Here is a 21,199-nt window from a genome sequence, read left to right as displayed (position 1 = left end):
CTGTTGCACCGGATCTGTTTGACCTGAACCAATGTTGAGGTCGCAGACTGCCTCGCATCCCCCACGAGGCGCGCGGCATGAACCTGTTGACCACCCCGGGCCTCGGCCATGGCCTGCTGGAACTGTTCAATCCTGCGGGGCTTTACGATCCTTCGGCCAACGGCTACTCGCACGTGGCGGTGGTGCGCCTGCCCGCGCGGGTGATCCATATTGCCGGGCAGGGCGGTGAGGATGCCAATGGCCATCTCTCCCCCGGTTTCGAGGAACAGGTCGGGCAAGCGCTGGACAACCTGGAGATCGCGCTGCGGTCGGCGCAGGCAAGCCTGGCCGATGTCGCACGGTTGCGCATCCTGGTGGTGGACCACGACGAAGACCGGCTGGGCATCATCGCCCATCAGGTGCGGCGGCGCTGGCCGAACCGCTCGGCGCCCACCTGCACGCTGATCCCGGTGCCGCGGCTGGCGCTGGACGGCATGCTGTTCGAGATCGAGGCGGAGGCTTATGCCGCCTAGCGCAGGTAGTACTCCACCGGCACCACCAGCTCCTGCGGTGCCTTCAGTTCATCGGGAATGGGCGGCAGCGGCTGCGCGCGACGGAAGGTCTGCAGCGCGGCGTCATCGAGCATCGGCTGGCCACTGGACTGCTCCAGCCGCAGCGCCAGCAGGCGACCTTCGCGGTCGATGCTGGCCCTGACCCACGCAGTGCCCTGCTGCCGGCGCGAGCGCGCGGCGGCAGGGTAGTAGCGGTAACGCTCCAGCCGCGCCATCAGGCGGGCTTCCCACTGGTCGCTGGCGGCGCCGGCCTGGAAGTCTGCCGGTGGCGCGTCTGGAGCGGGCGGCGCGGCCGTGATCGATGCCGGTGCGGGACTTGCATCGGTCGCGGCCGCAGGCGGGGCGACTGGCAGTGGCTGGCGGCCCGTCCCACCCGTTTCGCTGGCGGCCAGCTCTCCCTCGCGTGCCGCCGTAGGCTTGGGTGGCGGCGGCGACTTCGTGGGCTGCGAGGCGCGGGCCTGCTGCGCCTGGCTGGGGGTCTCGGCCTGGCGTTCCTCCACCGGTTGCGGCGGCGTGGCCGGTGCCAGCAGGCGCAGGCTGATGCGCACGTCCTGCTCGGGCGGCGGCAGCAATGGCGGCATCGCGACCCAGTGCACCAACAGCAGCAGTGGCAGCAGATGCAGGACGACGGTGATCGCGATCGCCTGCCAGTGTTGGCCACGCTCACTCATCGTCCAGCACCCACAGCAGATCGGCATCAGCTGCATCGACGGTTTCACCCGGTGAAGCCAATGCGATCACCAGCGCAGGCGTATCCTGTGACAGGTAGCCCGGTACCCCGGTACCGCGCAGTACATGCCAGCGACCTGCTACCAGCAGCGCTGGCGCGGGCGCATCGAGCAGCACCCGCGCCATGCGCGTATCGCGGGCCTGTTGCACGGCCAGCATCCCTTCCAGCATCGGTGCCGCGTCTGCGTGCTGGGCCAGCACCACCGCCGACAGGCGCTGGCGGGCAGCGACCACCGGGAATCGCACGCCCTCGGTCGAGGTCAGCAGCGCGTTGACCTCGGCACGCGACAGGTTTCCGCCGAACAACGGCGTGCCTGCATCGGCAGCCTCCCGTACCAGCCCGCCATACGCGGCCCACGGCCAGCGCGTATCCCAGTCCAGCAGTTCCCGCAGGCGTGCACCTTCGGCCTGGTTGCCCTTGGCCAGCCAGCGCTGCACCCGCTGCAGGCGTGGCTGGCGCTGGCTGGCGATCATTTCCAGCACCAGTGAACCTTGCGGGCGCTGCCGCTGCAGGGCCTGCAGCAGCCAGCGCTGGGCGGCGTGGTCTCCGGCGAGATCATGGCGTTCACCCAGCAACAGCCGCTGGGCGTCCGCCGCGCGTGTCACGAATGCGGCTTCGTCCAGGTGCTGGCCAGTGGCCAGGTCGATCACTGTGCCGGGCACCGGCTGCGCGCCAGCCACCGCGGCCAGCGCGAGCAGGCATACGGGCAGCCAGCGACGGCTAGAACGCCACATTGACGCCCATCGAAACGGTGCGGCCACGGCCGTTGCCGCGGTCCAGGATCGGGCTGAAGATGCTGTCGATCGAGGCATTGTTGTCATAGGCCTTGTTCTGCAGGTTTTCGATGTTCAGCCACAGCGTGGTGTTGGCCTGGGGCTTGAAGCTCGCGTAGAAGTCCAGCAGCACGCCGGTGCCGCCGGTCTTGCGGGTCTGGAAGAAGTCGTAGCCTTCCTCGGTCGGCCCGGAGTACTCGGCGCGCAGGCCGGCCTGCACGCGCTGCTGCCACCAGCGGCCGCCCACGTCCAGCGTCCAGTAGCGGTCGGGCAGGGAGGTGATGTCTTCCAGGTTGACGAACTCGATGGCCGGCGCACTGGTGTGCGAGCGGGTCCAGCTGAGCGTGGTGTGGTAGTGCTCGCTGGCGTAATGCGCTTCCAGTTCGATACCGCGCATGCGCACCACGCCGGGGTGGTTCATCCAGCGCGTGGTGGTGCTGAAGTCGTCCACGTCCAGTGCATCGGTCCAGGCAGTGAGTTGCGGATCGCCGTCGATCGGCACCACGAACGGTTCCACTTCCGGCGGATGCACGATCAGCAGGTACTGCGGCTTGATGTAGTCGCGGATGCGGTTGTCGAAGCGGGTGACCCGCAGCTGCGCCAGGTCGCCGTCGACCAGCAGCGAGGAGGCGCTGAGGTTGGCGCCGAACTGCAGGTTGCGCGATCGCTCACGGCGCAGGAACGGGTTGGCGCCAACGCCATCGGCATCACTCATGCCTTCCAGCGGGATCTTCTCGAAGAACATCTCCTGCACGCGCGGCGGACGCGACGTCCGCGAGACCTCGGCGAACAGCTGCAGCCAGTCAGTGGCCTGCAGTGAAACCGCCAGGCTCGGGCTGAGTGCGCGCTCGCTGCGCCGCACGTCGATGTCGCCGCCATTGATCTCCGCGCACTGGCCGGGTACATCCGAGCACACCGGGATGTGGCCACGGATGCCGAAGCGGTCCTGGCGCAGGCCGGCAGTCAGCGCGTAGATGTCGTACTGCAGTTCCAGCGTGCTGAACACGCTGTCCAGCTGGCTGCGACCCTGCGGGTTGGCACCGCGCAGGATGGGCGTATCGGCCACATAGATGTCCGACTGGTGCTTGATGCCGGTGTTCCAGCGCGCCTGCAGTGCGCCGATGTCGAAGCGACTGGTGTTGTCGACGGTCCAGCTGCTCAGGCTGCTGTGGGTGCGGCGGCCGATGTAGCTTGAATCTTCCACCGGCGGATAGAACAGCCGGGTCTTGTTGCTCGCGAAGGTCGCGCGCAGGTCGATCCATGGCGAATAGGGCGTGTACTGGTAGCTGGCGCGCTGGTTGCGCGCGGAAATCTGCCACGGGTAGTTGTGGTAGAAGTCGTTTTCGTAACGCATGTGGCTCAGGTCGAGCCGATGCTGGTCGCTGGGCTGCAGGCGTGCTTTCAGCAGCCAGCTGCTGGGCTGCTGGCTGCCGGGGTCGGCGCTGTTCTTCTGCCCACGCGCGGTCGCGTATTCGCTGCTGCGGCTGCTGCTGGCGGCGGCCAGCAGGCCGAACTGACGGTCGCCACCTTCTTCGCTGTGGCGCCATGCACCGGCGAAGGTGCGGCCGCTGCCATAGCCGTTGTTGCCATGGCGATAGCCGGCGCGCAGGCCCCAGTCACGGCCCTCACTCAGCAGATCGTCGATATCCAGGGTGCGGAAGTTGGCACTGCCGGCCAGCGTACCAGCGCCGTCACCGCCAGCGACCGCACCGCGCTGCACGTCCACACCGGCCAGCAGGAAGGGATCGACATAGGCGAACGGACCGCCCGAACCATGCCCGGCATTGTTGCGGAAGGTCTGGGTGACACCGTCGATCATGGTGTTGACCCGGCCGGCACCGGTCATGCCGCGGATGTTGACCTGCAGGCCCGGCTGGCTGCGCGAATGGAAGCTGTGGGTGCCGGGCATCGAACGCAGCAGGCTGTTGCCATCCTGGCGTTCGGCCATCGCCACGCGCTCGCTGCCGACCGAGGGCGCAAAGCCATCGTGGGTGACCGATACATATTGGCTGGCACCGGCCCCCGGTGCCTGGCCGTGCGCGGTAGTGCCCTGCACCCGCAGCGGGCCGGTGCGACGGCTGCCATCGGTGCGTTCAGCCGGCGCCGGTTCCAGGGCGGCGCGGCGCGCATCGACGAAGCGCGGTCGCAGGCCGCTGCCTGCCAGCAGGCGCGACAGGGCCTGCGCATCGTCGAAGTCACCGCGCAGAGCAGGGGCCGAATGACCGGCAGGCAGCGCCGCGCCGATCACCAGATCAACACCGGTCAGCCGGCTGTAGGCGTCCAGCGCGGCCGCCAGCGGCTGGGCGGGCAGATCGTAGGTACGTGTGGCGGTCTGTGCGTGGGCACTGCCGGGCAGCAGCGGAAGGGCGCTGGTGCAGGCCAGCGACAGGGCGAGGACAATGGGGCGGGGGCACAGCATCGGGGGCTCCAGGGGCTGACGCAGAACGTCGTCATCCTGGGGAGACGCCGTCGCAGGCCGGATGTCAGGGTCCACCACGCTGCTCCCTGCGTGGCGGCAGCCACACCTGTATGCCCGCGCCGAGGCGCAGCACACGCACCTGCAGTTGCGTGGCCAGCTGGTCGCGATTGCGGGCTGCACCGTCGGCACTGCCGAGCAGGGTGACCGGCTGCTGGCGCAGCTGCTCGCCGACGACCCACGTATGCCCGCCATGCCAGCGGTCCAGGCCCTGCGTGACGTCGACCAGCGGGGCCGAGACCCAGTGCAGGCGCCGCTCGCGCCAGGCCAATGTTCCGGGGGCAGCCGTTGTTGCATGGGCTGTTGCCTGCCCATCGAAGCGCAGCTGCTCGCCGTCGTCGGCCAGCATGCTGACGTTGCCGCTGTCCACGCGCACGCGATGCTCGGTAACGGTGACCACACTGCTGTTGCCCTGCACGGCAAGATCGAATGCGGTCCCCAGTGCAGTGACGGTGCCCTGTGGGGTATGCACCTGGAAGGGCCGGTCGGCATCGGCGGCGACCTGGAACCAGGCCTGGCCGCGCTGCAGCTGGAGCTGGCGGCGCTGCCCATCGATGCGCACCTTCACTTCGCTGCCAGGTGACAGCAGGACATGCGAACCATCCGGAAGAGTTTCCTCGCGGATCTCGCCAGCGGCCGTACGCAGTACCTGTGCCACGGGTGGCGAGGCATGGCGGCTGTAGAGACCCAGCGCGCACAGCAACAGAACCGCAATGCCGGCTTCGCGCAGGCGACGGCGTTGCCTGCGCTGCTGTTGCCGCTGCAGGCTGGGCGTCGCCGCACCGGCCTGCCACAACTCCTGCAGGTGCAGGTACTGCGCCGCATGGCGTGGATCGGCCCGGCACCATTGCTCGAACGCGTTCTCATCGCGGTCGCCGTCGTGCGCATCCAGCCACCAGCGTGCAGCTTCGCGTGCAATGGTCTCCTGGCTCATGCGCCCGGCACCTGCTGCAACGCGACCAGGGCGCGCAGCAGATGGCCGTGCGCGGTCTGCCGGCTGATCCCCAGCTGGCGCCCGATCTCGGCCAGCGCCAACTGTTCCACACGGGCCAGCAGGAACACCTGGCGCGAGCGTGGCGGCAGCGCGGCGATGATCGCGTCGAGGTGGCGCAGTTGTTCGGCGTCGAGCAGTCGCTGCTCGGGCAGCGGCGCAGGATCGGCGATGGCATTCAACTGCGTGTCATCCAGCACCTCTTCGCGACGGCGCTGGCGTTGCCGGTAGTGATCGGCGATCAGGTTGTGGGCGACGCGGTACAGATAGGCGCGGCCATTGCTCAGCAGGCCACTGGTGGCGACTTTGACGACACGCAGCCAGGTTTCCTGGACGACGTCATCAGCGTCGCTGCGTTGCGGGAGTTTGCGGCGGACATGGGTGTGCAGCGGCCGGTAATGGGCTGCGCACAGCTGCGCGACATCCGTCGGTTCGACAGGCGTGGACACGGGGCGGGCGACAACTGGGAAAGGGAACAGCCCGCGGCGGCAAGGGCAGCAGCTGCACCTTACAGCAAAAGAGAATCATTTGCATCCATGGCATGAGGCGCAGTACGCATGGGCCGCCGCAGCGTCAGCGCGGACGATAGTCGCAGTGGATCTGCAGGGCTTCGGTGGCGTTGTGATGCAGCTCGAAGCCGCACTGCTGCAGGCTGCGCTTCACCTGCGCGACGGCCTCGGCATGATGGGCGACGCGACGATCCTGCCAGCGCGGTGGGGTGAACACGCCCAGAGGCAGCAGCCGCAGCCGCTTGCCGTGCAGTACCAGTGAGACATCGATATGACGGCCATCAATGTCGTGGCCGTTGGTACCGAAGATGGCATCGATCTCATCGCGGCGCTGCGGGTAGCAGGTGCGGAACACTGCAATGCCGAGCCGTCGCACCACGCGGCGGAAGCCGCCGAGACGGCTGTGGCTGGGTTCGAAGCCACGAGTGAGCAGCAGGCGCAGCCCGGCAGGCAGCATTGCCTGCGCGTCGAGCAGGCGTTGCAGTACCTCTTCTTCCAGTTGGATGCGGGTGGAGGGCCAGCCCGGGGCGATGAGCAGTCCGTGGTGGCTGCCGCGTTGCAGGGTCAGCATCCGTGAAGCTTCGCACGCGGGCGAACAGCCAGGGTAGTGCCGGCCGTTGGCCGGAAGATTCGGGTGCCGGCCAGCGGCCGGCACTACCATCGGGTCAGATGTCGCGGTACTGGATCTGCGAAGCCAGTACGCGCAGGCCATCGGCATTGCTGGACAGGATGCGCTCTTCGCTGACCCCTTTCTGCCGTTTCAGCTGGAAGCCCTGATCGGCAGGCAGCTGTGCGGCGATGGCGTCCATGCGTTGCAGGGCATCGGGGCCGCTGCAGTCGAAGTGACCCCAGTGGGCGCCATCGCGGTGGATCTGCAATCGGTAGTTCATTGTGGTGTCTCCGGCAGGTCCTGCAGCCAATGGTCGAACATCGCGGTGGCGGCCGCAGCCAGTGGTGCGCCATAGCGACGCGCCTGCGCGCGAAGGTCGTTGGGATCGATGCCGGCCTGGGCCAGCTCCAGCGTGTGGCCGATCAGCCAACGCTCGAACTGGCGGGCGTCCAGTTCCGGATGGCATTGCAGGGCCAGTGCGTGGCTGCCGATGGCGAATGCCTGGTGACGGCAGGCCGGCGTGCTGGCCAGGCGGCGTGCACCGGCCGGAAGTTCGAACGCTTCACCATGCCAATGCAGTACCGGAATGCCCTGCAGGGACTGCAGCGGAGAACGCTGGCCTTCATCGGTCAGCAGCAGTGGCGCAAAGCCGATTTCCTTGCCACCACTGGGAGCGACACTGGCACCGAGTGCCCGCGCCATCAGCTGTGCACCCAGGCAGATGCCCAGGGTCGGCCGCTGCCGCTGCAGCCGGCGCTGCAGCAGGGCAATGCTGTCGTTGACGAAGGGATAGGTCACTGTGTCATTGGCACTGATGGGACCGCCCAGCACGACCAGCAGATCGGCGGTTTCGGCGCCATCGAGCACATCGACACCGGCCTGCAGCACGTGCAGCTGCCAGCCCTGCGCCAGCAGCAACGGTTTCAGGGTGCCGAGGTCTTCAAAGGCAACGTGTTGCAGGACAACCGCGTGCTTCATGCCGGTGCTCCGCTGTTCGGCCAGTAGAAACTGTCCGGGGTGGCACGGGCACCGAAGATGGCCTGGCCGACGCGGACCACGGTGGCACCTTCCTCGATGGCCACTTCGAAATCACCGGACATGCCCATCGACAGCTGCGACAGGTCCAGGCCGGGCGGGGCGGTGCGTTGCAGCTGGTCGCGCAGTTCGCGCAGGCGCACGAAGCAGGCGCGCACGCGCTCGACATCGGGGGTGAAGATGGCCAGGGTCATCAGGCCGCGCACGTGCAGGCGGTCGAAGGCCGGCAGCTGCTGCACGAAGGCCTCGACCGCGTCGGGTTCCAGGCCGTACTTGCTCGGTTCGGCCGAGGTGTTGACCTGCACGAACACATCCAGCGTGCGGTCTTCCAGTTGCAGGCGCTGCTGCAGGGCCTCGGCTACGCGCAGGCTGTCCAGCGCCTGGAACTCGCTGGCAAAGCGCGCCACGTAGCGCGCCTTGTTGGTCTGCAGATGGCCGATCACCGACCAGTGCACGCCCAGGTCGGCCATCGTTTCAGCCTTGCGTTGTGCCTCCTGCACCTTGTTCTCGCCCAGTTCGTGGCAGCCTGCGGCTACCGCCATGCGGATGCGGGCGTCATCGACGGTCTTGCTGACCGGCAGCAGGCGCACGCTGGCCGGGTCCCGGCCGACGCGGGCGCAGGCATCGGCGATGCGTTGGCGCACCGTGACCAGGTTGGCGGCGATCTGTTCAACGGACTGGGCGACGGGCCAGTCGGCAGCGGCAAGGGGCATGCGGGCACCTCCAATGCAGGGTGGCCAGGGTGGGATACACTGGCACAGGACAAGATATATTTTGGCATAGGACAAAATGAAAATCACCGGGCATAGCGCCGAGTCGATCTTCGACAGCATCCGCGACGGCATCGGCAAGGGCCGCCTTCCGGCCGGCAGCGTGTTGCCGCCGGTGCGTGAACTGGCCGAGCAGCTGGGAGTGAACCGCAACACCGTGGCTGCTGCCTACAAGCGCCTGGATGCGGCGGGCCTGGCCAGCACGGCGGGCCGCCGCGGCACGGTGGTGCGTGGCCTGCCGCCGCCGCTGGCGCGTGAAGGCAGTACGCCCGGGCTGGCCCTGCAGGACCTGGCCGGTGGCAACCCGGATCCACGCCTGCTGCCGAACCTGCGCCTGGCCCCGGCCGCACCACGGCTGTATGGCGTGGGCACGGTCGACCCGAGGTTGGAGGCGCTGGCACGCGCCTCGCTGGATGCGGACTGCCCGGAGGGCTATGCGCTGGAACTGACCCATGGCGCGGTCGATGGCATCGAACGCCTGCTGTCGGCGTGGCTGCTGCCGGGGGATCGCATCGCGGTGGAGGATCCGTGCTTCCTCGGCAGCCTCAACGTGCTCAACGCTGTGGGCCACGCGCCGTTGCCGGTGGCGGTGGACGCGCATGGCATGCAGGTCGATTCGCTGCGGCAGGCACTGGAGGCCGGTGCACGCGCGGTGTTGCTGACCCCGCGGGCACACAACCCGACCGGGGCCAGCCTGGATGCGAAGCGGGCGCGGGCGTTGCGGCAGTTGTTGGCGGCCTACCCGCAGGTGGCGGTGTTGATCGACGATCACTACGCGCTGCTCTCGCAGCAGGCCTATCACTCGGTGCTGCCGCTGGATGGCCGGCGCTGGGCGCTGCTGCGTTCGTTGTCCAAACCGCTCGGCCCGGACCTGCGGCTGGCCTGGCTGGCCTGCGATGAAGAGACCGCGATGCGGCTGCGGCTGCGATTGGCGTCCGGCACCGGCTGGGTCAGTCACCTGCTGCAGGATGCGGCGACCTCGGTGCTGTCGTCGGCAACGCAGCGGGCGAAGATCGCTTCGGCAGGTGAGCGTTACCAGCAGCGCCTGCGCTCGCTGCAGGAGTTGCTGCATGCGCGTGGCCTGCCGACACCGTTGCCGATGGAAGGATTGAACCTGTGGCTGCCGTTGCAGGCCGACAGCCATCCGCAGGTGCTGGCCCTGGCTTCGCGTGGATGGCATGTGCGCGCGGGCGAAGTGTTCACGGTGGCAGCGCCGGGGCATGGCCTGCGCATCACCTGCGCTGCGCTGGGGGCAGCGCAGCTGCGGCAGCTGGCGGATGACCTGGCGGCGGTGTTCGCTCTGTAGCGTCGAGCCATGTTCGACTGCTTCTATCAACAGCAGCCGAGCATGGCTCGGCTCTACAAAGGCGAAGCAACGTCGAGCATGGCTCGACGCTACACAAGCAGATCAGGGCGCGGCGTTGGCGCCGGGGCGCACGTAGTAGGACTGGCCGCTGTCATCGACGAACATCAGCTCCGGCTTGCCCTGCCAGGAGGTGAGCATGGCGCCGGTGTTGTTCTGGTGCTTGACCATCAGGCTGGCGCCGCGGTCCGGGTTGGCGACGACCTTGAATACTTCAGTGGTGCCGCTGGCATCGTCCAGGGTCAGCAGGGCTTCGCCGCCGCGGTCGCTGGTGCCGTAGCCGCCGCGTTCGGAACCATCGGGACCGAGCAGAATCAGGCCTGACAGGGCGGTGGCACGCGGCCCCTGGGTGCGGCCCTGGCTGAGCGGATCGGGAACCGGTGCGCCGAGGATCACCCGCGGCTGGCCGCTTGCATCGTGGATGACCAGCCCGCGCGCCTCGATGATGCGCTGTGGTGATTGGCTGCGATGCAGGCTCCAGGCGGTCCAGCCGGAAACCAGCAGGGCGAGGGTCGAGACCACCAGGGTGGTCAGCAGCAGCGCACGGGGCATCGGGTCGTCCTTCCTTGGATGTGCCGACGATAGCGGATGCGGACCGGCAATGGCCAGTTCGTTGTGTGACGTTGTGTATCGTCAGTGGAAATCGCGGCTGTGGCTGCGCAGTCCCTGCAGCAGTTCATCCAGGCAGTGCATGCGCTGCACGATGACGTGCTGCACGCCATCGACGCGTTCCAGGCGGCCATCGATCTGCATCAGCTGGGTATCGACCAGCACCCGGTGCTGGCGATCGGCCAGGTGCCGCCAGACCACGGCGTTGACCATGCCGGTCTCGTCCTCGAGGGTGAGGAAAGTCACCCCGCTGGCGGTCTGTGGCCGCTGGCGCATGCGCACCAGTCCGGCGATGCGCACACGGCGGCCGTGGCCGTGCCCGGCCAGCTGTGCGGCATCCAGGCAGCCACGGCTACGCAGCTGCGCGCGCAGGAACGAGATCGGGTGACGGCCGAGGGTGGTGCCGGTGCTGCGGTAATCGGCCTGCATATCCTGCCAGGCGCTGGGCAGGGGCAGCGGCACGCGCGCTTCGGCGGTGGCGCGGGTCTGATCGAACAGCGGCAGCCGGTTTTCCACGCCGGAGATATCCCAGCGTGCACGATGGCGATGGCCGCTGAGCCCACGCAGCGCACCGGCGTCGGCCAGCAGGCCCTGCTGGCGGCGATCCAGCGCGGTACGCTGGCACAGGTCGCCGACGTCGTCGAACGGACGACGCGCACGTTCGCGCATGATGGCCTGCACGGCCGCTTCGCTGCAGCCATCGACAAGGCGCAGGCCGAGCCGGATCGCCGCCGGCCCTTTGCTGAAATCCAGGGTGCAGTCCCAGTCGCTGTAGCGCACGTCCACCGGCAGCACGCGGATGCCATGCCGGCGCGCGTCCTGCAGCAGCTGGTCGGGGCTGTAGAAGCCCAGTGGCTGGCTGTTGATCAGGCTGGCGGTGAACGCGGCGGGATGATGGCATTTCAGCCAGCAGCTGTTATACGTCAGCAGGGCGAAGCTGGCGGCGTGGCTTTCCGGGAAGCCGTAATCGCCGAAGCCCTTGATCTGCTCGAACAGGTGCTCGCCGTATTCGCGGCTGAAGCCGTTCTCCAGCATGCCGGCCAGCAGCTTCTCGCGATGCGGTTCCAGACCGCCACGGCGCTTCCACGCCGCCATCGAACGGCGCAGGGCATCGGCCTGGCCAGGCGTGTAGCCGGCTGCTTCCACCGCCAGCTGCATCACCTGTTCCTGGAACAATGGCACGCCCAGCGTACGCGCGAACACGCGTTCCAGCTGCGGTGGGTAGAGCGGATTGTCCGGATCGTTCAGTGCCTCCGGGCCCTGTTCGCGCAGGATCCGCCGCCGCTCCAGGTAGGGATGCACCATGTCGCCCTGGATCGGTCCGGGGCGCACGATCGCCACTTCGATCACCAGGTCATAGAACGTGCGCGGCTGCATGCGCGGCAGCATCGCCATCTGTGCGCGCGATTCGATCTGGAACACGCCGATGGTATCGGCGGCGCAGATCATGTCGAAGGTCTTCGCATCCTTGGGCGGGATGGCGTCCATGCGCCCTTCGTGCAGGCCGTGCTGCTTCAACATCGCCAGGCATTTGCGGATGGCGGTGAGCATGCCCAGCGCCAGGCAGTCGACCTTCATCAGGCCGGTGGCATCCAGATCGTCCTTGTCCCACTGGATGACGGTGCGATCGGCCATCGCCGCGTTCTCCACCGGCACCAGGGTCGACAGCGGATGCTCGGAGATGACGAAACCGCCCGGATGCTGCGACAGGTGGCGCGGGAAGTCGATCAGCTCGGCGGTCAGCGCCAGCAGGCGCCGCATCAACGGCGTGTCCGGATCGAAACCGCGCTCGCGCAGGGTTTCCGGCAATGGGATGTTGCCGCCCCAGTGGTCCATCGCCGCGCCCAGTTCGTTGACCTGGTCCATCGGCAGGCCCAGTGCGCGGGCCACGTCGCGGATCGCGCTGCGGCCACGGTAGCTGATCGCCACCGCGGTCAGTGCGGCGCGCTCGCGGCCGTAGCGCTTGAACACGTACTGCAGCACCTCCTCGCGACGCTCGTGCTCGAAGTCGATGTCGATATCCGGCGGCTCGTCGCGCTCGGCGGAAATGAAGCGCTCGAACAGCAGGTTGCTGCGTGCCGGGTCGATCTCGGTCACGCCCAGCACGAAGCACACCGCTGAGTTGGCCGCTGAGCCACGGCCCTGGCAGAGGATGTCCTGGCTGCGCGCAAAGCGCACGATGTCCTGCACGGTGAGGAAGTAGGAGGCGTAGTTCTTCTGCTTGATCAGCGCCAGTTCGTGCTCGATCTGCGTGCGTTGCTTCGCTTCGATGCCGCCTTTCCAGCGCCACTGGATGCCGCGCTCGACCAGCACGCGCAGCCAGCTGTCCGGATCGTGTCCTTCGGGCACCAGCTCACGCGGATAGGTGTACTGCAGCTGTTCCAGGGTGAAGTGGCAGCGTTCGGCGATGCGCAGGGTTTCAGCCAGCAGTTCGGGCGGATACAGCTGGGCCAGCGCGGTACGCGGGCGCAGGTGGCGCTCGCCATTGGGAAACAGGCGCCAGCCGGCCTCGGCCACGCTGCAGCGGTGGCGGATCGCGGTCAGTGTGTCCTGCAGGGCACGGCGGCGGCGCACGTGCATATGCACATCGCCACTGGCGACCAGGGGCAGGCGGTGGCGTTCGCCGAAGGCCCGCAGCTGCTGCAGGCGGCGTGCGTCATCGTGTTCACGGTGCAGTTCCACCGCCAGCCACAGCCGATCATCGAAGCCGGTGCGCAGCAACTCGAGATCGGTGGCGGATGGCTGCCGGTCCAGCCACAGGCACAACAAACCGTCGGGCAGGCCGAGCAGATCGTCGCGCAGGCAGCGGTACTCGCCCTTGGCAGCCCGCCGCCGACAGGTCGTGATCAACTGGCACAGCCCGGCATAGGCGGTCTGGTCGGTGCACAGCAGGGCCAGCTTCGGCCCGTCCTCGACCTGGAATTCGGCGCCGACGATCAGTGCCACGCCATGTGTCTTCGCTGCCTGCCAGGCGCGCACGATGCCGGCCAGCGAGCATTCGTCGGTGATCGCCAACGCGCGGTAGCCTTGGCCCGCGGCGCGCGCGAACAACTCTTCGGCGATCGAAGCACCGCGCTGGAAACTGAAGGCCGACAGGCAGTGCAGTTCGGCGTAGCCGGGCAGTTCGCTGTGCATGGCGGCTCAGCCGAACCAGCCGTGCAGCATCCACGGCGCATGTGGATTGTTGCGGTCACGGAAAGCCCAGCCGCGCTGGCCATGCGCGGTTTCCACCACGTAGTAGTCGCGGCGCGCGTCGGCCTGGTCCCACCAGCCCGATTCGATCCGCTCCGGTCCGGTGACGATGCGCAGCCTCGGATCACGCAGCGGTTGCGGCGCATCCAGCAACCAGCCAGGGCGCAGTGGCCAGTACGACGGGGGCTTGGCCGGTGGCTGGGTGCCACTGGCGCGTTCGGGACGATGGTCGGCCTGCACTGCCAGCGGCTGCACGGCGTCATCGCCGAGCCGCGCGCGCAGGCGCTCACGCAGCTGGTTCCACGGCATCGCCTGCGCCGGACGGGTATCGAACAGGTCACGCGCGGCGGGTACGAACGGCGGCAGCTGTTCGGCCTGCAGTCGCAGTGCGCGGCTGCCGGCCGGCAGGGCGAACGCTTCCATGCGGTTGCGTGCGATCTCGAACAGCAGCGTGGGATCGCGCTCGGGCGCCAACAGGCCGATGGTCAGCACGCTGGCCGGCAACAGGTCATGCTCGAAATGCAGGTCGAAGCGCTGCACGCCGCCATCGCGCGAGCACAGGAAGGCGGCCAGGTCGAGCAGCAGGCGGCGCAGCGGGAACAGCAGGGCCTGGCTGGATTCGATCTCGTATTCGAATTCGATGCGCGCATCGAAACGGTCCGGTGGCTGGTAGTAGCGCAATGGCGCGGTGGGCAGCCCGCGCAATGCATCCAGCTGCTGCAGGACCTCGGGGGCGAAGCGCCGGGCCAGGCTGTCGCGCGGCAGCTTGAGCACCGCCCCCAGCGTGCGCAGGCCGGAACGGCCAAGCACGGTCACCGCCTCGCTGGGCAGGCCGCAACGTGCCAGGGGCAGCTGCGCCAGCGCCGCCGGCAGCTGCTGCGCATCAAGGCCGAGGCCATCGTGGACGTTGGCCAGCACGCGCGCGGCATGTGGGGTAGGCGCGGCCACCAGGCGGTGGCGGAAGCCGAGTTCGTGCAGTTCGTTGCGCAGGCGCTGCTGGATCGTCAGCCAGTCACCGAACAGGGCGCGGCTGGCACCGATTTCCAGCACCAGCGCATGCGGAAAATCGAGGCTGACCTGCGAGCTGTAGGCATAGGCCCAGCTGGCCAGCAGCTGCCGGGTGTGCTGTTCGGCACTCGGGTCGTAGTCGTGCAGCTGCATGTCCTGCACCAGTACCTGCGCAGCCGAAAGCAGCATGCCTGGGCGCAGCCCTGCTGCACGTGCCGACGGGCTGACCGCGCGCAGCACGCGACGCTGCGCCGGCCCCTGCAGCAGGACCAGCGGCCGCTGCGGATCCGGCTGCAGGCGCAGCACGCTGTCCAGCGCCAGCTGCGGCAACAACAGGCAGGCCCAGTGCATGGCGCGTCCTCAGTGGGCGATGGCCAGCGGCAACGGCTGCGCCGGCGGCAACCCGCCACGGCACTTCAGCACCCGCACCTGGCCGTGGTCGAGCTGCAGGCGCAGGCTGGCCGGGGAGGGATTGCGCGCGGCCTGCGCCTCGCGGAACACGAAGCCCAGGCACTGGCCGCTGTCGGCAGCCACCTGCAGCCGGCGCAGTGAACGGTCGTCGGCCTGGTGCGGCCAGCACAGTACCGCCGCGCAGGCCGCAGAGCGCAGGCACTGTTCGGCGGCCCACAGTGCCTGCTTCGGCGCGGCGTGGATGATCTGCAACTGGCCCAGGTCCAGCCCGGCGGCGGCCCAGGCCGGGGCATGCGGACGGTAGGGCGGAGCGACCAGGACGATCGGGCGGTCGCGCTGGCTCAGCCTGGCCAGTGCCGGCCATACCAGCGCCAGTTCGCCAACGCCGGGCGCCGCCTGCAGCACCTCGCACAGTCCGCTGGCCGGCCAGCCGCCGCCGGGCAGGCGTGCATCCAGTGCCGGATGGCCGCTGGCCAGATGGTCGCTGGCTGGGCCCTGGCGGGCCGGGCCGCGCCACAGCTGGCGCCCGTCCAGCAGCCGGTCGAGGGCAACGACCGCACCCATCAGCCGATCCTCCCGGGGAGGCGCCGGGTGGGCTGGAAACGGCAGGAACGGGCGGAAACGGCGGGCATGGCGCGAGTATCGACGGGCCGGTATCAGGGGCTGAGACCAGACATGCTACTCGCGTTGTAAGTAGAATTACTAATGAAATCCGAGGGCCGGGTTTCAGGTTGCTGAAGGGGGTAGGAGTGCCGGCCAAGGTCGGCACCCACAGGATGCGGTTACGGGGGGACCGGCAACGCCACCGGGCGCAGGGGCGCGGCATCGCCACCGCGGATCTTCAGCGGGCCGCCGATGAAGGCGAATTCGTAGACCTTGTCGCGGGCCAGTTCGTCCAGCGCCACCAGCTCGATGATCGGCGCACCCTGCTGTGCCAGCAGGTAGGTGTGCAGCGGCACGTAGTCGTCGGACACCTCGGAGGGGAAGGTCTCGAAGCTGAGGTTGTCGGCACCGACGATCATCGCGCCGCCGTCCTCGACCAGGAAGCGTGCCGCATCCAGGCCCATGCCCGGCGGGTTGGCCATGTAGGCCCTGGGCTGTTCGAACAGGCGCATGCGGCCGGGTGCGGATCAGCACCACGTCGCCCTGCTGCAGTTTCACCTTCTGGCGTGCCAGCGCATCCTTCAGGTCCTGGCGGGTGACGCGATAGCTGTCCGGCAGCATGTCCACGCCCTTGGCGGCGGCCACGTCGATCAGCACGCCACGCGCGATCAGCGGCGGGAACTTCTCGATGCCGGTGACATTCCAGCCACGATCGCCGAGATGCTTGTCGGCCTCGAAGCCGTTCCAGATCTTCCCGTGGATGCCGAAGTGGTTCAGCGCATCGATGTGGGTGCCGGTGTGGCTGTACATCGAGAACGCGGTGCCGGTGTAGCTGCGGGTGAGGTTCATGGTCTCGCCCACGCCCATCGGGTCGTCCATCACCGTGCCGCGCGGGGTGTGGGTCATCCAGAACTGGTAGTGCGGGTCGCCGGCATCCTGCCAGCTGGGCATGCCGACGTAGTACTCGGTGGCCAGGTCATAGGCCTTGCCGCCGCTGACCCGCGACAGGATCGCCGCACGCGAGGCCTCGGTGATCAGGTTGAGGCGGCCGATCTCGTCCTTCGGCCCCCAGGGGCTGGTGCCGACCTGCTGGCCGGAGGGGACGCGTTCGTGCGCGGATACGGTGATGGAAGCTGCGGTGCCGGCCAGCAGCAGGGCCAGCGCGGTGGCCAGGGTACGTGGGGTCATGGGGAGTCTCCTTGCAGGGTGGGGGGGGCGCGGCTCAGGCCGCGACCAGGTGCGCCAGGGCTTGGCGCAGGTGTGGCAGCGGCAGGGTCTGCAGGCGCAGGCCGTTGCCGCCGATCACGGTGGGAATGGAGCGGATGCCGAGGGTCGCGGCTTCGGCACGGTCGGCCTGCACGCGCCGGGCTACTGCGTCGCTGCGCATGTGGTCAGCGAAGGCGCCACGCGGGTGGCCCAGCGTTTCGGCGATATCCAGCAGGACTTCGGCGTCGCCGATGTTGCGGTGCTGGTGCAGGTGCGCCCACTGCACGGCATCGAACATCGCGCCATGGGCGTCGTTGCCACCGAGCATGCCGGCAGCCTGGCAGGCCAGTGCGCCGAGCCAGCCGGACGGATACTCGAAGTCCTGCGCGCGCATGCCTTCGATATCGATGCGCGCGGTGTCTTCATGCGCGGCGCAGTCGGTCCAGTGGCGCAGGATGATCGCCTTGGCGCGCTCCATCGAGCCGAACACCTCGACCATCTGTGCGCGCGAGTCCTGCAGCACGAAGCTGCGGTGGCGCACCTGGATGCCGAGTTCGGCGGAGACCTGCTTCAGGCGCGGGGCCAGCACGAAGCACCAGCCGCAGACCACGTCGTGTAAGAAATCGACCACCGGCGCGGCGGTGGCGGGGGAAGGAACGGAAGACATCTGCCTGCCATCGGTGAGAGGGGAGGCGGCAGAGTAGGCAGCGCGGCGTGGCCGAAACAGCACGCCGCGGGCAGCTCAGTTTTCGCTGGCGGTTACAAATCCAGGCCAGCGCAGCCGGGCAGCTCGGCGTGCAGGAAATCGATGAAGGCACGCACCTTGGGTTGCAGATGGCGCGACGTGGGGTAGACCGCATGCACGAAGCGCGGCGGATAGCGGTGGTCGGGCAGCACCTGCTGCAGTTCGCCACGGACCAGTGCGGGTGCCGCCAGGAACGAGGGCAGGGCGCCGATGCCCATGCCGGCCACCAGCAGGTCGCGCAGCAGCAGGCTGTTGTTGACGGTGACGCGCGCTGGCAGGGTGATCGTCACCTGGCCATCAGGACCGAGCAACGGCCAGCTGCCCGGTGAGTCGGACAGGCTGTAAGCCAGCACGCTGTGCGCCTGCAGATCGTTCACTGCCTGCGGTGCCGGATGCTGCCGCAGGTAGGACGGGGCCGCGCACAGCACCTGCTGCAGCGACGCCAGCCGGCGCGGCACCAGGCGTGAATCATCCAGCTCGGCACGCAGCCGCAGCGACACATCGAAACCTTCGCCGACCGCGTCGAGCAGGCGGTCTTCCATCACCAGGTCCAGCGACAGCTGCGGATGCTGCTGCAGGAAGCGGGGCAGCAGCGGCGACAGCGTGCTCAGCGCGAACGACTGCGGTGCATTGACACGCAGGCGCCCGGCCACCTCGCCACGCTGTTCGGCGATGCCACGTTCCAATGCGTCCAGTTCGTCGAGCAGGCGGCAGCATTCGCGGTAATAGGCGTGGCCGGTCTCGGTCAGGCTCATGCGCCGCGTGGTCCGCTGCAGCAGTACCACGCCCAGATGCGCTTCCAGCGTGCGCAGCTGTTTGCTGAGCCCGGCCGGCGACATGCCCAGGTCTTCGGCGGCACGAGCGAGCCCGCCGCGTTCGACGATGCGACGGAAGGCACGCATCAGGTTGAAGGAATCCATGCCGGCCCCGGGCGCGATGAGGGCGCCATTGTAGATCCACGCCATGCGTGGATGTGGGAAGCGTGGTGCCCGCAGAGTTGCGCCGTTTGTTCAAGCCAGCAATCCACACGCCACGCCAGCATGCAGGCCCCTCACTTTCCGGGTTGCCCATGAAGCACTGGATGCTCCGCCTGTATGCCCCGCTGTTCCTGCTTGGATTCGTCGCCACTGCCGTCGTCTGGATCGGCCACTGCCACGGTGACCCGCTGTGGCTGCTGGCCTTGCTGGCGGCCGCCATTGCGGTTTCGTTCGCCGCCGAGCGCGCGTGGCCGTATGACCCCGCGTTCAATCACGACCACGGCGACAGCCTGCGTGACGCCCTGCATGCACTGGTCAATGAAAGCCTGAACCTGCTGTCGATCGCGGCGGTGCCGCTGCTGGCGGCAATCATTCCATGGCAGGCCTGGCCTCTGCAGTGGCCATTCGCGCTACAGGCGCTGCTGGCCATCGTCTGCGCTGATCTCGGTATCACCCTGGTGCACTACGCCAGCCATCGCATCGGCTGGTTGTGGCGGCTGCATGCGGTGCACCACAGCGTCACCCGCATGTACGGCTTCAACGGGCTGATGAAACACCCGCTGCACCAGGCGGCCGAAGCGGTGGGTGGCGTACTGCCGCTGCTGCTGTTGGGCCTGCCGATGCCGGTGGCTGCGGTGCTGGCCTTCGCCATTGCCATCCAGCTGCTGCTGCAGCACTCCAACGTGGACATGCGTCCCGGCGTGCTGGGCCGGGTGATGGCATGGGCGCCGCTGCACCGCTTCCACCACATGCGTTACGGCACCGCCGGCGACGTCAACTTCGGCCTGTTCCTGACCGCATGGGATCACCTGTTGGGGACCGCCTTCGATGCACCGGGCTATCGGCTGCAGCAACGCGACCTCGGCATCGGCAGCCAACCGGACTATCCGCGCGATTATCCGGGGCAGCTGCTGGCGCCGTTCCGCGAACTGCCGCATGGCGAGGTGCCGGAGTTGCCGGAAGGCCTGCGCAGGCGCGAATGATTGAACATGTCAGGCCGCGTGCAGCTGCAGGCCCTGCAGCTGCGCGGCACCGATGCCGAACATGCGGCGCAGGCTGCGCGAGAGATGGGCCAGATCGGCGAATCCAGCGGCATGCGCACTGTCGGTCAGGTTGTGACCGCTCAGATGATGCGTGAGCGCAGTGCGTAGCCGTTGCCACAGCACCCAGCCGCGCAAGGTCACTGCCAGCTCGGACTGGAAGCGCCGGTGCAGCTGGCTGGTCGATAGGTGCGCCGCTTTGGCGATGTCGGCAGCCGGCACCGGGCCAGGCAGGTGCTGGGCGATACGGGCCAGTGCCGCCTGCACGCGGCGGTCCAGCGGTTGCGGGCGGCTCAGCCGTGGCAGCCAGTCGTGCAGCGCCAGCGCGTTACCCGGCAGCGCATGCAGGTGCCGCTGGATCTGTTCGGGATCGGCATGCGCCGGCTCAAGGAACACCGTACAGCCCGCTTCCGGCGCTGACAGGATCGCGTGCGGCTGGAACGAAGGCAGCCATAGCCGTTGGCCCTGCTGCTGCACGCCATCGATCTCGATGTGCCAGGACGTACCGTCGCTCAACAGCAGTTGATGGGCGTAGTGCGCATGCGAAGCGCTGTCACCGGCATGACCGTGCAGTACGGCGGCGTGCGCATCCAGCAGCAACGTGCCGTTCCAGGGCAGGGCGGGGGAAGACATGACGGGATTGTAGATCCACGCCATGCGTGGATGAATCTCCATCGGAATCGAGTAATTCGACAATGAAACGAAGAGCATCCACGCATGGCGTGGATCTACTGCAGATTGCGACGAATTGTCGAAGGCGGCGTGGGTCCGGTTGCGGAGGGCGTGAGCGCCATGGATGGCGCGACCGAGCCTCCAGGGACAGATTCACGGCGTTCCCCGCAACCGGACCCACCCCGCCATCGCACAGGAAGCCCGCTTTTGCTTCGGCTGTTGCTTCTGAGGTTGCCGGCCAGCGGCCGGCACTACCGCGGGGGCCGGGCGCAGCCCGGCCGTGCGCACCCTCACCGGCCGTGCGGGTCGGGCCGGTGATGCACGTACTCGACCACCGTGCCATCGGGATGCACCGCGTTGAACGCCGCCCCGGTCGGTACCACCTGCAACGGGAAGATGATCTCGGCGCCAGCCGCGACCAGTTTGTCGTGATAGGGCCGAACGTCATCGACCAGCAGTGTCCCCGTGGTCGAAGTGAACGGGGCCAGTGCCTCATCGCAACCTTCGATCAGCAGGAATGCACCGACCATCGCCAGGCGTAGGCCGGCATCGGGAAACGGGAAGCCCGCATCGGCCACCACACCCTGCAACTGCTCGTAGAACGCCACGCTGCGCTCCAGTTCGCCAGGGGCAACGAATACCCGGATCAGCACGCGTGGGCTGCGCTGGGTGGAGGTATCACAGCGGTCGCGCCAGAGATGGTCGAAGTCGCGGTGTATGTTCATGGGCGGGGTCCAGGGCCGGTGACACCTCATTATCGGCAGCCCCACGCGGCCTGCTGATGACCGCCAGTGATGGCCTGATAACCATTGGCCGGGTTGCCCCTGTGACTTAGGTCCTGTTGACAGGTGTGAACGCCCTCGCACAATCTTCACAGGATTGGGTCGCCCTGCGCGGCCCGGGCAGGCAGGTTGTCACGCCGGGAGGA

20 protein-coding genes and 1 pseudogene are annotated in these 21,199 nt (G+C 68.2%); 3 read left to right on the top strand and 18 right to left on the bottom strand.

The window, feature by feature from the left end; translation table 11 throughout:
* Positions 1 to 77: 77 nt before the first annotated feature.
* A complete protein-coding gene (locus tag AC5P8C_RS02355; protein ID WP_019660241.1) occupies positions 78 to 512 on the top strand; it encodes a RidA family protein in 435 nt (144 codons plus the stop codon).
* On the opposite strand, the gene AC5P8C_RS02350 is transcribed toward AC5P8C_RS02355, so the two are convergent.
* From AC5P8C_RS02350 to AC5P8C_RS02310, 9 genes are all read right to left on the bottom strand, one after another.
* The gene (locus tag AC5P8C_RS02350) at positions 509 to 1,222 is read right to left on the bottom strand and encodes an energy transducer TonB family protein (RefSeq protein ID WP_019660240.1); all 714 of its coding nucleotides are present in this window, start codon (positions 1,220 to 1,222) and stop codon (positions 509 to 511) included. The two genes, AC5P8C_RS02355 and AC5P8C_RS02350, sit on opposite strands and share 4 nt — an antisense overlap.
* Entirely contained in the window at positions 1,215 to 2,015 is an 801-nt protein-coding gene (locus AC5P8C_RS02345) for a ChaN family lipoprotein (RefSeq protein WP_233654054.1), read from the bottom strand. Before AC5P8C_RS02345 ends, AC5P8C_RS02350 begins: the two co-directional genes overlap by 8 nt.
* On the bottom strand, positions 2,002 to 4,473 hold the full coding sequence (locus AC5P8C_RS02340) for a TonB-dependent receptor (protein ID WP_026347051.1): 2,472 nt from the start codon (positions 4,471 to 4,473) through the stop codon (positions 2,002 to 2,004). The genes AC5P8C_RS02345 and AC5P8C_RS02340 overlap by 14 nt, the downstream gene beginning before the upstream one ends.
* 64 nt (positions 4,474 to 4,537) lie before the next feature.
* Positions 4,538 to 5,464 carry a FecR family protein gene (locus tag AC5P8C_RS02335; protein WP_019660237.1) on the bottom strand — a complete coding sequence of 309 codons (927 nt, stop codon included), beginning with the start codon at positions 5,462 to 5,464 and terminating at the stop codon, positions 4,538 to 4,540.
* Positions 5,461 to 5,970 (bottom strand): RNA polymerase sigma factor, encoded by a 510-nt coding sequence (locus tag AC5P8C_RS02330; RefSeq protein ID WP_111099238.1) that lies wholly within the window; start codon positions 5,968 to 5,970, stop codon positions 5,461 to 5,463. The genes AC5P8C_RS02335 and AC5P8C_RS02330 overlap by 4 nt, the downstream gene beginning before the upstream one ends.
* 124 nt (positions 5,971 to 6,094) lie before the next feature.
* A complete protein-coding gene (locus AC5P8C_RS02325; RefSeq protein WP_019660235.1) occupies positions 6,095 to 6,601 on the bottom strand; it encodes a hypothetical protein in 507 nt (168 codons plus the stop codon).
* 94 nt (positions 6,602 to 6,695) lie between these two features.
* Positions 6,696 to 6,920, bottom strand: a complete 225-nt coding sequence (locus AC5P8C_RS02320; RefSeq protein ID WP_010485009.1) for a hypothetical protein — start codon at positions 6,918 to 6,920, stop codon at positions 6,696 to 6,698.
* Complete coding sequence (locus AC5P8C_RS02315; RefSeq protein WP_235651856.1) at positions 6,917 to 7,618, bottom strand: glutamine amidotransferase; 702 nt, start codon at positions 7,616 to 7,618, stop codon at positions 6,917 to 6,919. The genes AC5P8C_RS02320 and AC5P8C_RS02315 overlap by 4 nt, the downstream gene beginning before the upstream one ends.
* Positions 7,615 to 8,388 carry a YggS family pyridoxal phosphate-dependent enzyme gene (locus AC5P8C_RS02310; RefSeq protein WP_010485014.1) on the bottom strand — a complete coding sequence of 258 codons (774 nt, stop codon included), beginning with the start codon at positions 8,386 to 8,388 and terminating at the stop codon, positions 7,615 to 7,617. Before AC5P8C_RS02310 ends, AC5P8C_RS02315 begins: the two co-directional genes overlap by 4 nt.
* Positions 8,389 to 8,464: 76 nt before the next feature.
* Between AC5P8C_RS02310 and ptsJ the strand changes: the two genes are divergently transcribed.
* Complete coding sequence (gene ptsJ, locus AC5P8C_RS02305) at positions 8,465 to 9,751, top strand: MocR-like B6 salvage transcription factor PtsJ (RefSeq protein WP_197597123.1); 1,287 nt, start codon at positions 8,465 to 8,467, stop codon at positions 9,749 to 9,751.
* Between the two features lie 102 nt (positions 9,752 to 9,853).
* Here ptsJ and AC5P8C_RS02300 read toward each other — a convergent pair whose 3' ends face one another.
* From AC5P8C_RS02300 to AC5P8C_RS02270, 7 genes and pseudogenes are all read right to left on the bottom strand, one after another.
* Positions 9,854 to 10,360, bottom strand: a complete 507-nt coding sequence (locus tag AC5P8C_RS02300) for a hypothetical protein (RefSeq protein ID WP_495218295.1) — start codon at positions 10,358 to 10,360, stop codon at positions 9,854 to 9,856.
* A gap of 81 nt (positions 10,361 to 10,441) precedes the next feature.
* Complete coding sequence (locus AC5P8C_RS02295; protein WP_233654057.1) at positions 10,442 to 13,552, bottom strand: error-prone DNA polymerase; 3,111 nt, start codon at positions 13,550 to 13,552, stop codon at positions 10,442 to 10,444.
* A gap of 6 nt (positions 13,553 to 13,558) precedes the next feature.
* Positions 13,559 to 14,968 (bottom strand): Y-family DNA polymerase, encoded by a 1,410-nt coding sequence (locus AC5P8C_RS02290; protein ID WP_019660230.1) that lies wholly within the window; start codon positions 14,966 to 14,968, stop codon positions 13,559 to 13,561.
* A 9-nt stretch (positions 14,969 to 14,977) separates the two neighbouring features.
* Positions 14,978 to 15,592, bottom strand: a complete 615-nt coding sequence (gene imuA / locus AC5P8C_RS02285; RefSeq protein WP_019660229.1) for a translesion DNA synthesis-associated protein ImuA — start codon at positions 15,590 to 15,592, stop codon at positions 14,978 to 14,980.
* A gap of 218 nt (positions 15,593 to 15,810) precedes the next feature.
* Positions 15,811 to 16,819: pseudogene (locus AC5P8C_RS02280) on the bottom strand (cyclase family protein).
* A 34-nt stretch (positions 16,820 to 16,853) separates the two neighbouring features.
* Positions 16,854 to 17,504, bottom strand: a complete 651-nt coding sequence (locus AC5P8C_RS02275; protein WP_495218294.1) for a DsbA family oxidoreductase — start codon at positions 17,502 to 17,504, stop codon at positions 16,854 to 16,856.
* A gap of 92 nt (positions 17,505 to 17,596) precedes the next feature.
* Entirely contained in the window at positions 17,597 to 18,547 is a 951-nt protein-coding gene (locus AC5P8C_RS02270; protein ID WP_495218293.1) for a LysR family transcriptional regulator, read from the bottom strand.
* A gap of 116 nt (positions 18,548 to 18,663) precedes the next feature.
* Here AC5P8C_RS02270 and AC5P8C_RS02265 point away from each other — a divergent pair, with 116 nt between their 5' ends.
* On the top strand, positions 18,664 to 19,542 hold the full coding sequence (locus AC5P8C_RS02265; RefSeq protein WP_227844431.1) for a sterol desaturase family protein: 879 nt from the start codon (positions 18,664 to 18,666) through the stop codon (positions 19,540 to 19,542).
* Positions 19,543 to 19,551: 9 nt separating this feature from the next.
* On the opposite strand, the gene AC5P8C_RS02260 is transcribed toward AC5P8C_RS02265, so the two are convergent.
* Both AC5P8C_RS02260 and AC5P8C_RS02255 read right to left on the bottom strand, forming a co-directional pair.
* Positions 19,552 to 20,256: an AraC family transcriptional regulator gene (locus tag AC5P8C_RS02260; RefSeq protein WP_019660224.1), complete on the bottom strand. Its 705-nt coding sequence runs from the start codon at positions 20,254 to 20,256 to the stop codon at positions 19,552 to 19,554.
* Positions 20,257 to 20,561: 305 nt separating this feature from the next.
* Positions 20,562 to 20,996 (bottom strand): VOC family protein, encoded by a 435-nt coding sequence (locus AC5P8C_RS02255; protein ID WP_010485036.1) that lies wholly within the window; start codon positions 20,994 to 20,996, stop codon positions 20,562 to 20,564.
* Between the last annotated feature and the right edge of the window lie 203 nt (positions 20,997 to 21,199).

It is taken from the genome of Stenotrophomonas sp. YJH_SMC_46, assembly GCF_059370315.1.
Note: the sequence above shows the minus strand (reverse complement) of the source record. Positions and strands in the feature narration are given on the sequence as shown.

Coding starts and splice junctions, on each gene's coding strand:
- AC5P8C_RS02275 (WP_495218294.1), bottom strand. CDS start 17,504: ATGTCTTCCGTTCCTTCCCCCGCCACCGCCGCGCCGGTGGTCGATTTC.
- AC5P8C_RS02325 (WP_019660235.1), bottom strand. CDS start 6,601: ATGCTGACCCTGCAACGCGGCAGCCACCACGGACTGCTCATCGCCCCG.
- ptsJ (WP_197597123.1), top strand. CDS start 8,465: ATGAAAATCACCGGGCATAGCGCCGAGTCGATCTTCGACAGCATCCGC.
- AC5P8C_RS02265 (WP_227844431.1), top strand. CDS start 18,664: ATGCTCCGCCTGTATGCCCCGCTGTTCCTGCTTGGATTCGTCGCCACT.
- AC5P8C_RS02295 (WP_233654057.1), bottom strand. CDS start 13,552: ATGCACAGCGAACTGCCCGGCTACGCCGAACTGCACTGCCTGTCGGCC.
- AC5P8C_RS02335 (WP_019660237.1), bottom strand. CDS start 5,464: ATGAGCCAGGAGACCATTGCACGCGAAGCTGCACGCTGGTGGCTGGAT.
- imuA (WP_019660229.1), bottom strand. CDS start 15,592: ATGGGTGCGGTCGTTGCCCTCGACCGGCTGCTGGACGGGCGCCAGCTG.
- AC5P8C_RS02355 (WP_019660241.1), top strand. CDS start 78: ATGAACCTGTTGACCACCCCGGGCCTCGGCCATGGCCTGCTGGAACTG.
- AC5P8C_RS02315 (WP_235651856.1), bottom strand. CDS start 7,618: ATGAAGCACGCGGTTGTCCTGCAACACGTTGCCTTTGAAGACCTCGGC.
- AC5P8C_RS02270 (WP_495218293.1), bottom strand. CDS start 18,547: ATGGCGTGGATCTACAATGGCGCCCTCATCGCGCCCGGGGCCGGCATG.
- AC5P8C_RS02290 (WP_019660230.1), bottom strand. CDS start 14,968: ATGCACTGGGCCTGCCTGTTGTTGCCGCAGCTGGCGCTGGACAGCGTG.
- AC5P8C_RS02345 (WP_233654054.1), bottom strand. CDS start 2,015: ATGTGGCGTTCTAGCCGTCGCTGGCTGCCCGTATGCCTGCTCGCGCTG.
- AC5P8C_RS02350 (WP_019660240.1), bottom strand. CDS start 1,222: ATGAGTGAGCGTGGCCAACACTGGCAGGCGATCGCGATCACCGTCGTC.
- AC5P8C_RS02340 (WP_026347051.1), bottom strand. CDS start 4,473: ATGCTGTGCCCCCGCCCCATTGTCCTCGCCCTGTCGCTGGCCTGCACC.
- AC5P8C_RS02300 (WP_495218295.1), bottom strand. CDS start 10,360: ATGCCCCGTGCGCTGCTGCTGACCACCCTGGTGGTCTCGACCCTCGCC.
- AC5P8C_RS02320 (WP_010485009.1), bottom strand. CDS start 6,920: ATGAACTACCGATTGCAGATCCACCGCGATGGCGCCCACTGGGGTCAC.
- AC5P8C_RS02255 (WP_010485036.1), bottom strand. CDS start 20,996: ATGAACATACACCGCGACTTCGACCATCTCTGGCGCGACCGCTGTGAT.
- AC5P8C_RS02260 (WP_019660224.1), bottom strand. CDS start 20,256: ATGGCGTGGATCTACAATCCCGTCATGTCTTCCCCCGCCCTGCCCTGG.
- AC5P8C_RS02310 (WP_010485014.1), bottom strand. CDS start 8,388: ATGCCCCTTGCCGCTGCCGACTGGCCCGTCGCCCAGTCCGTTGAACAG.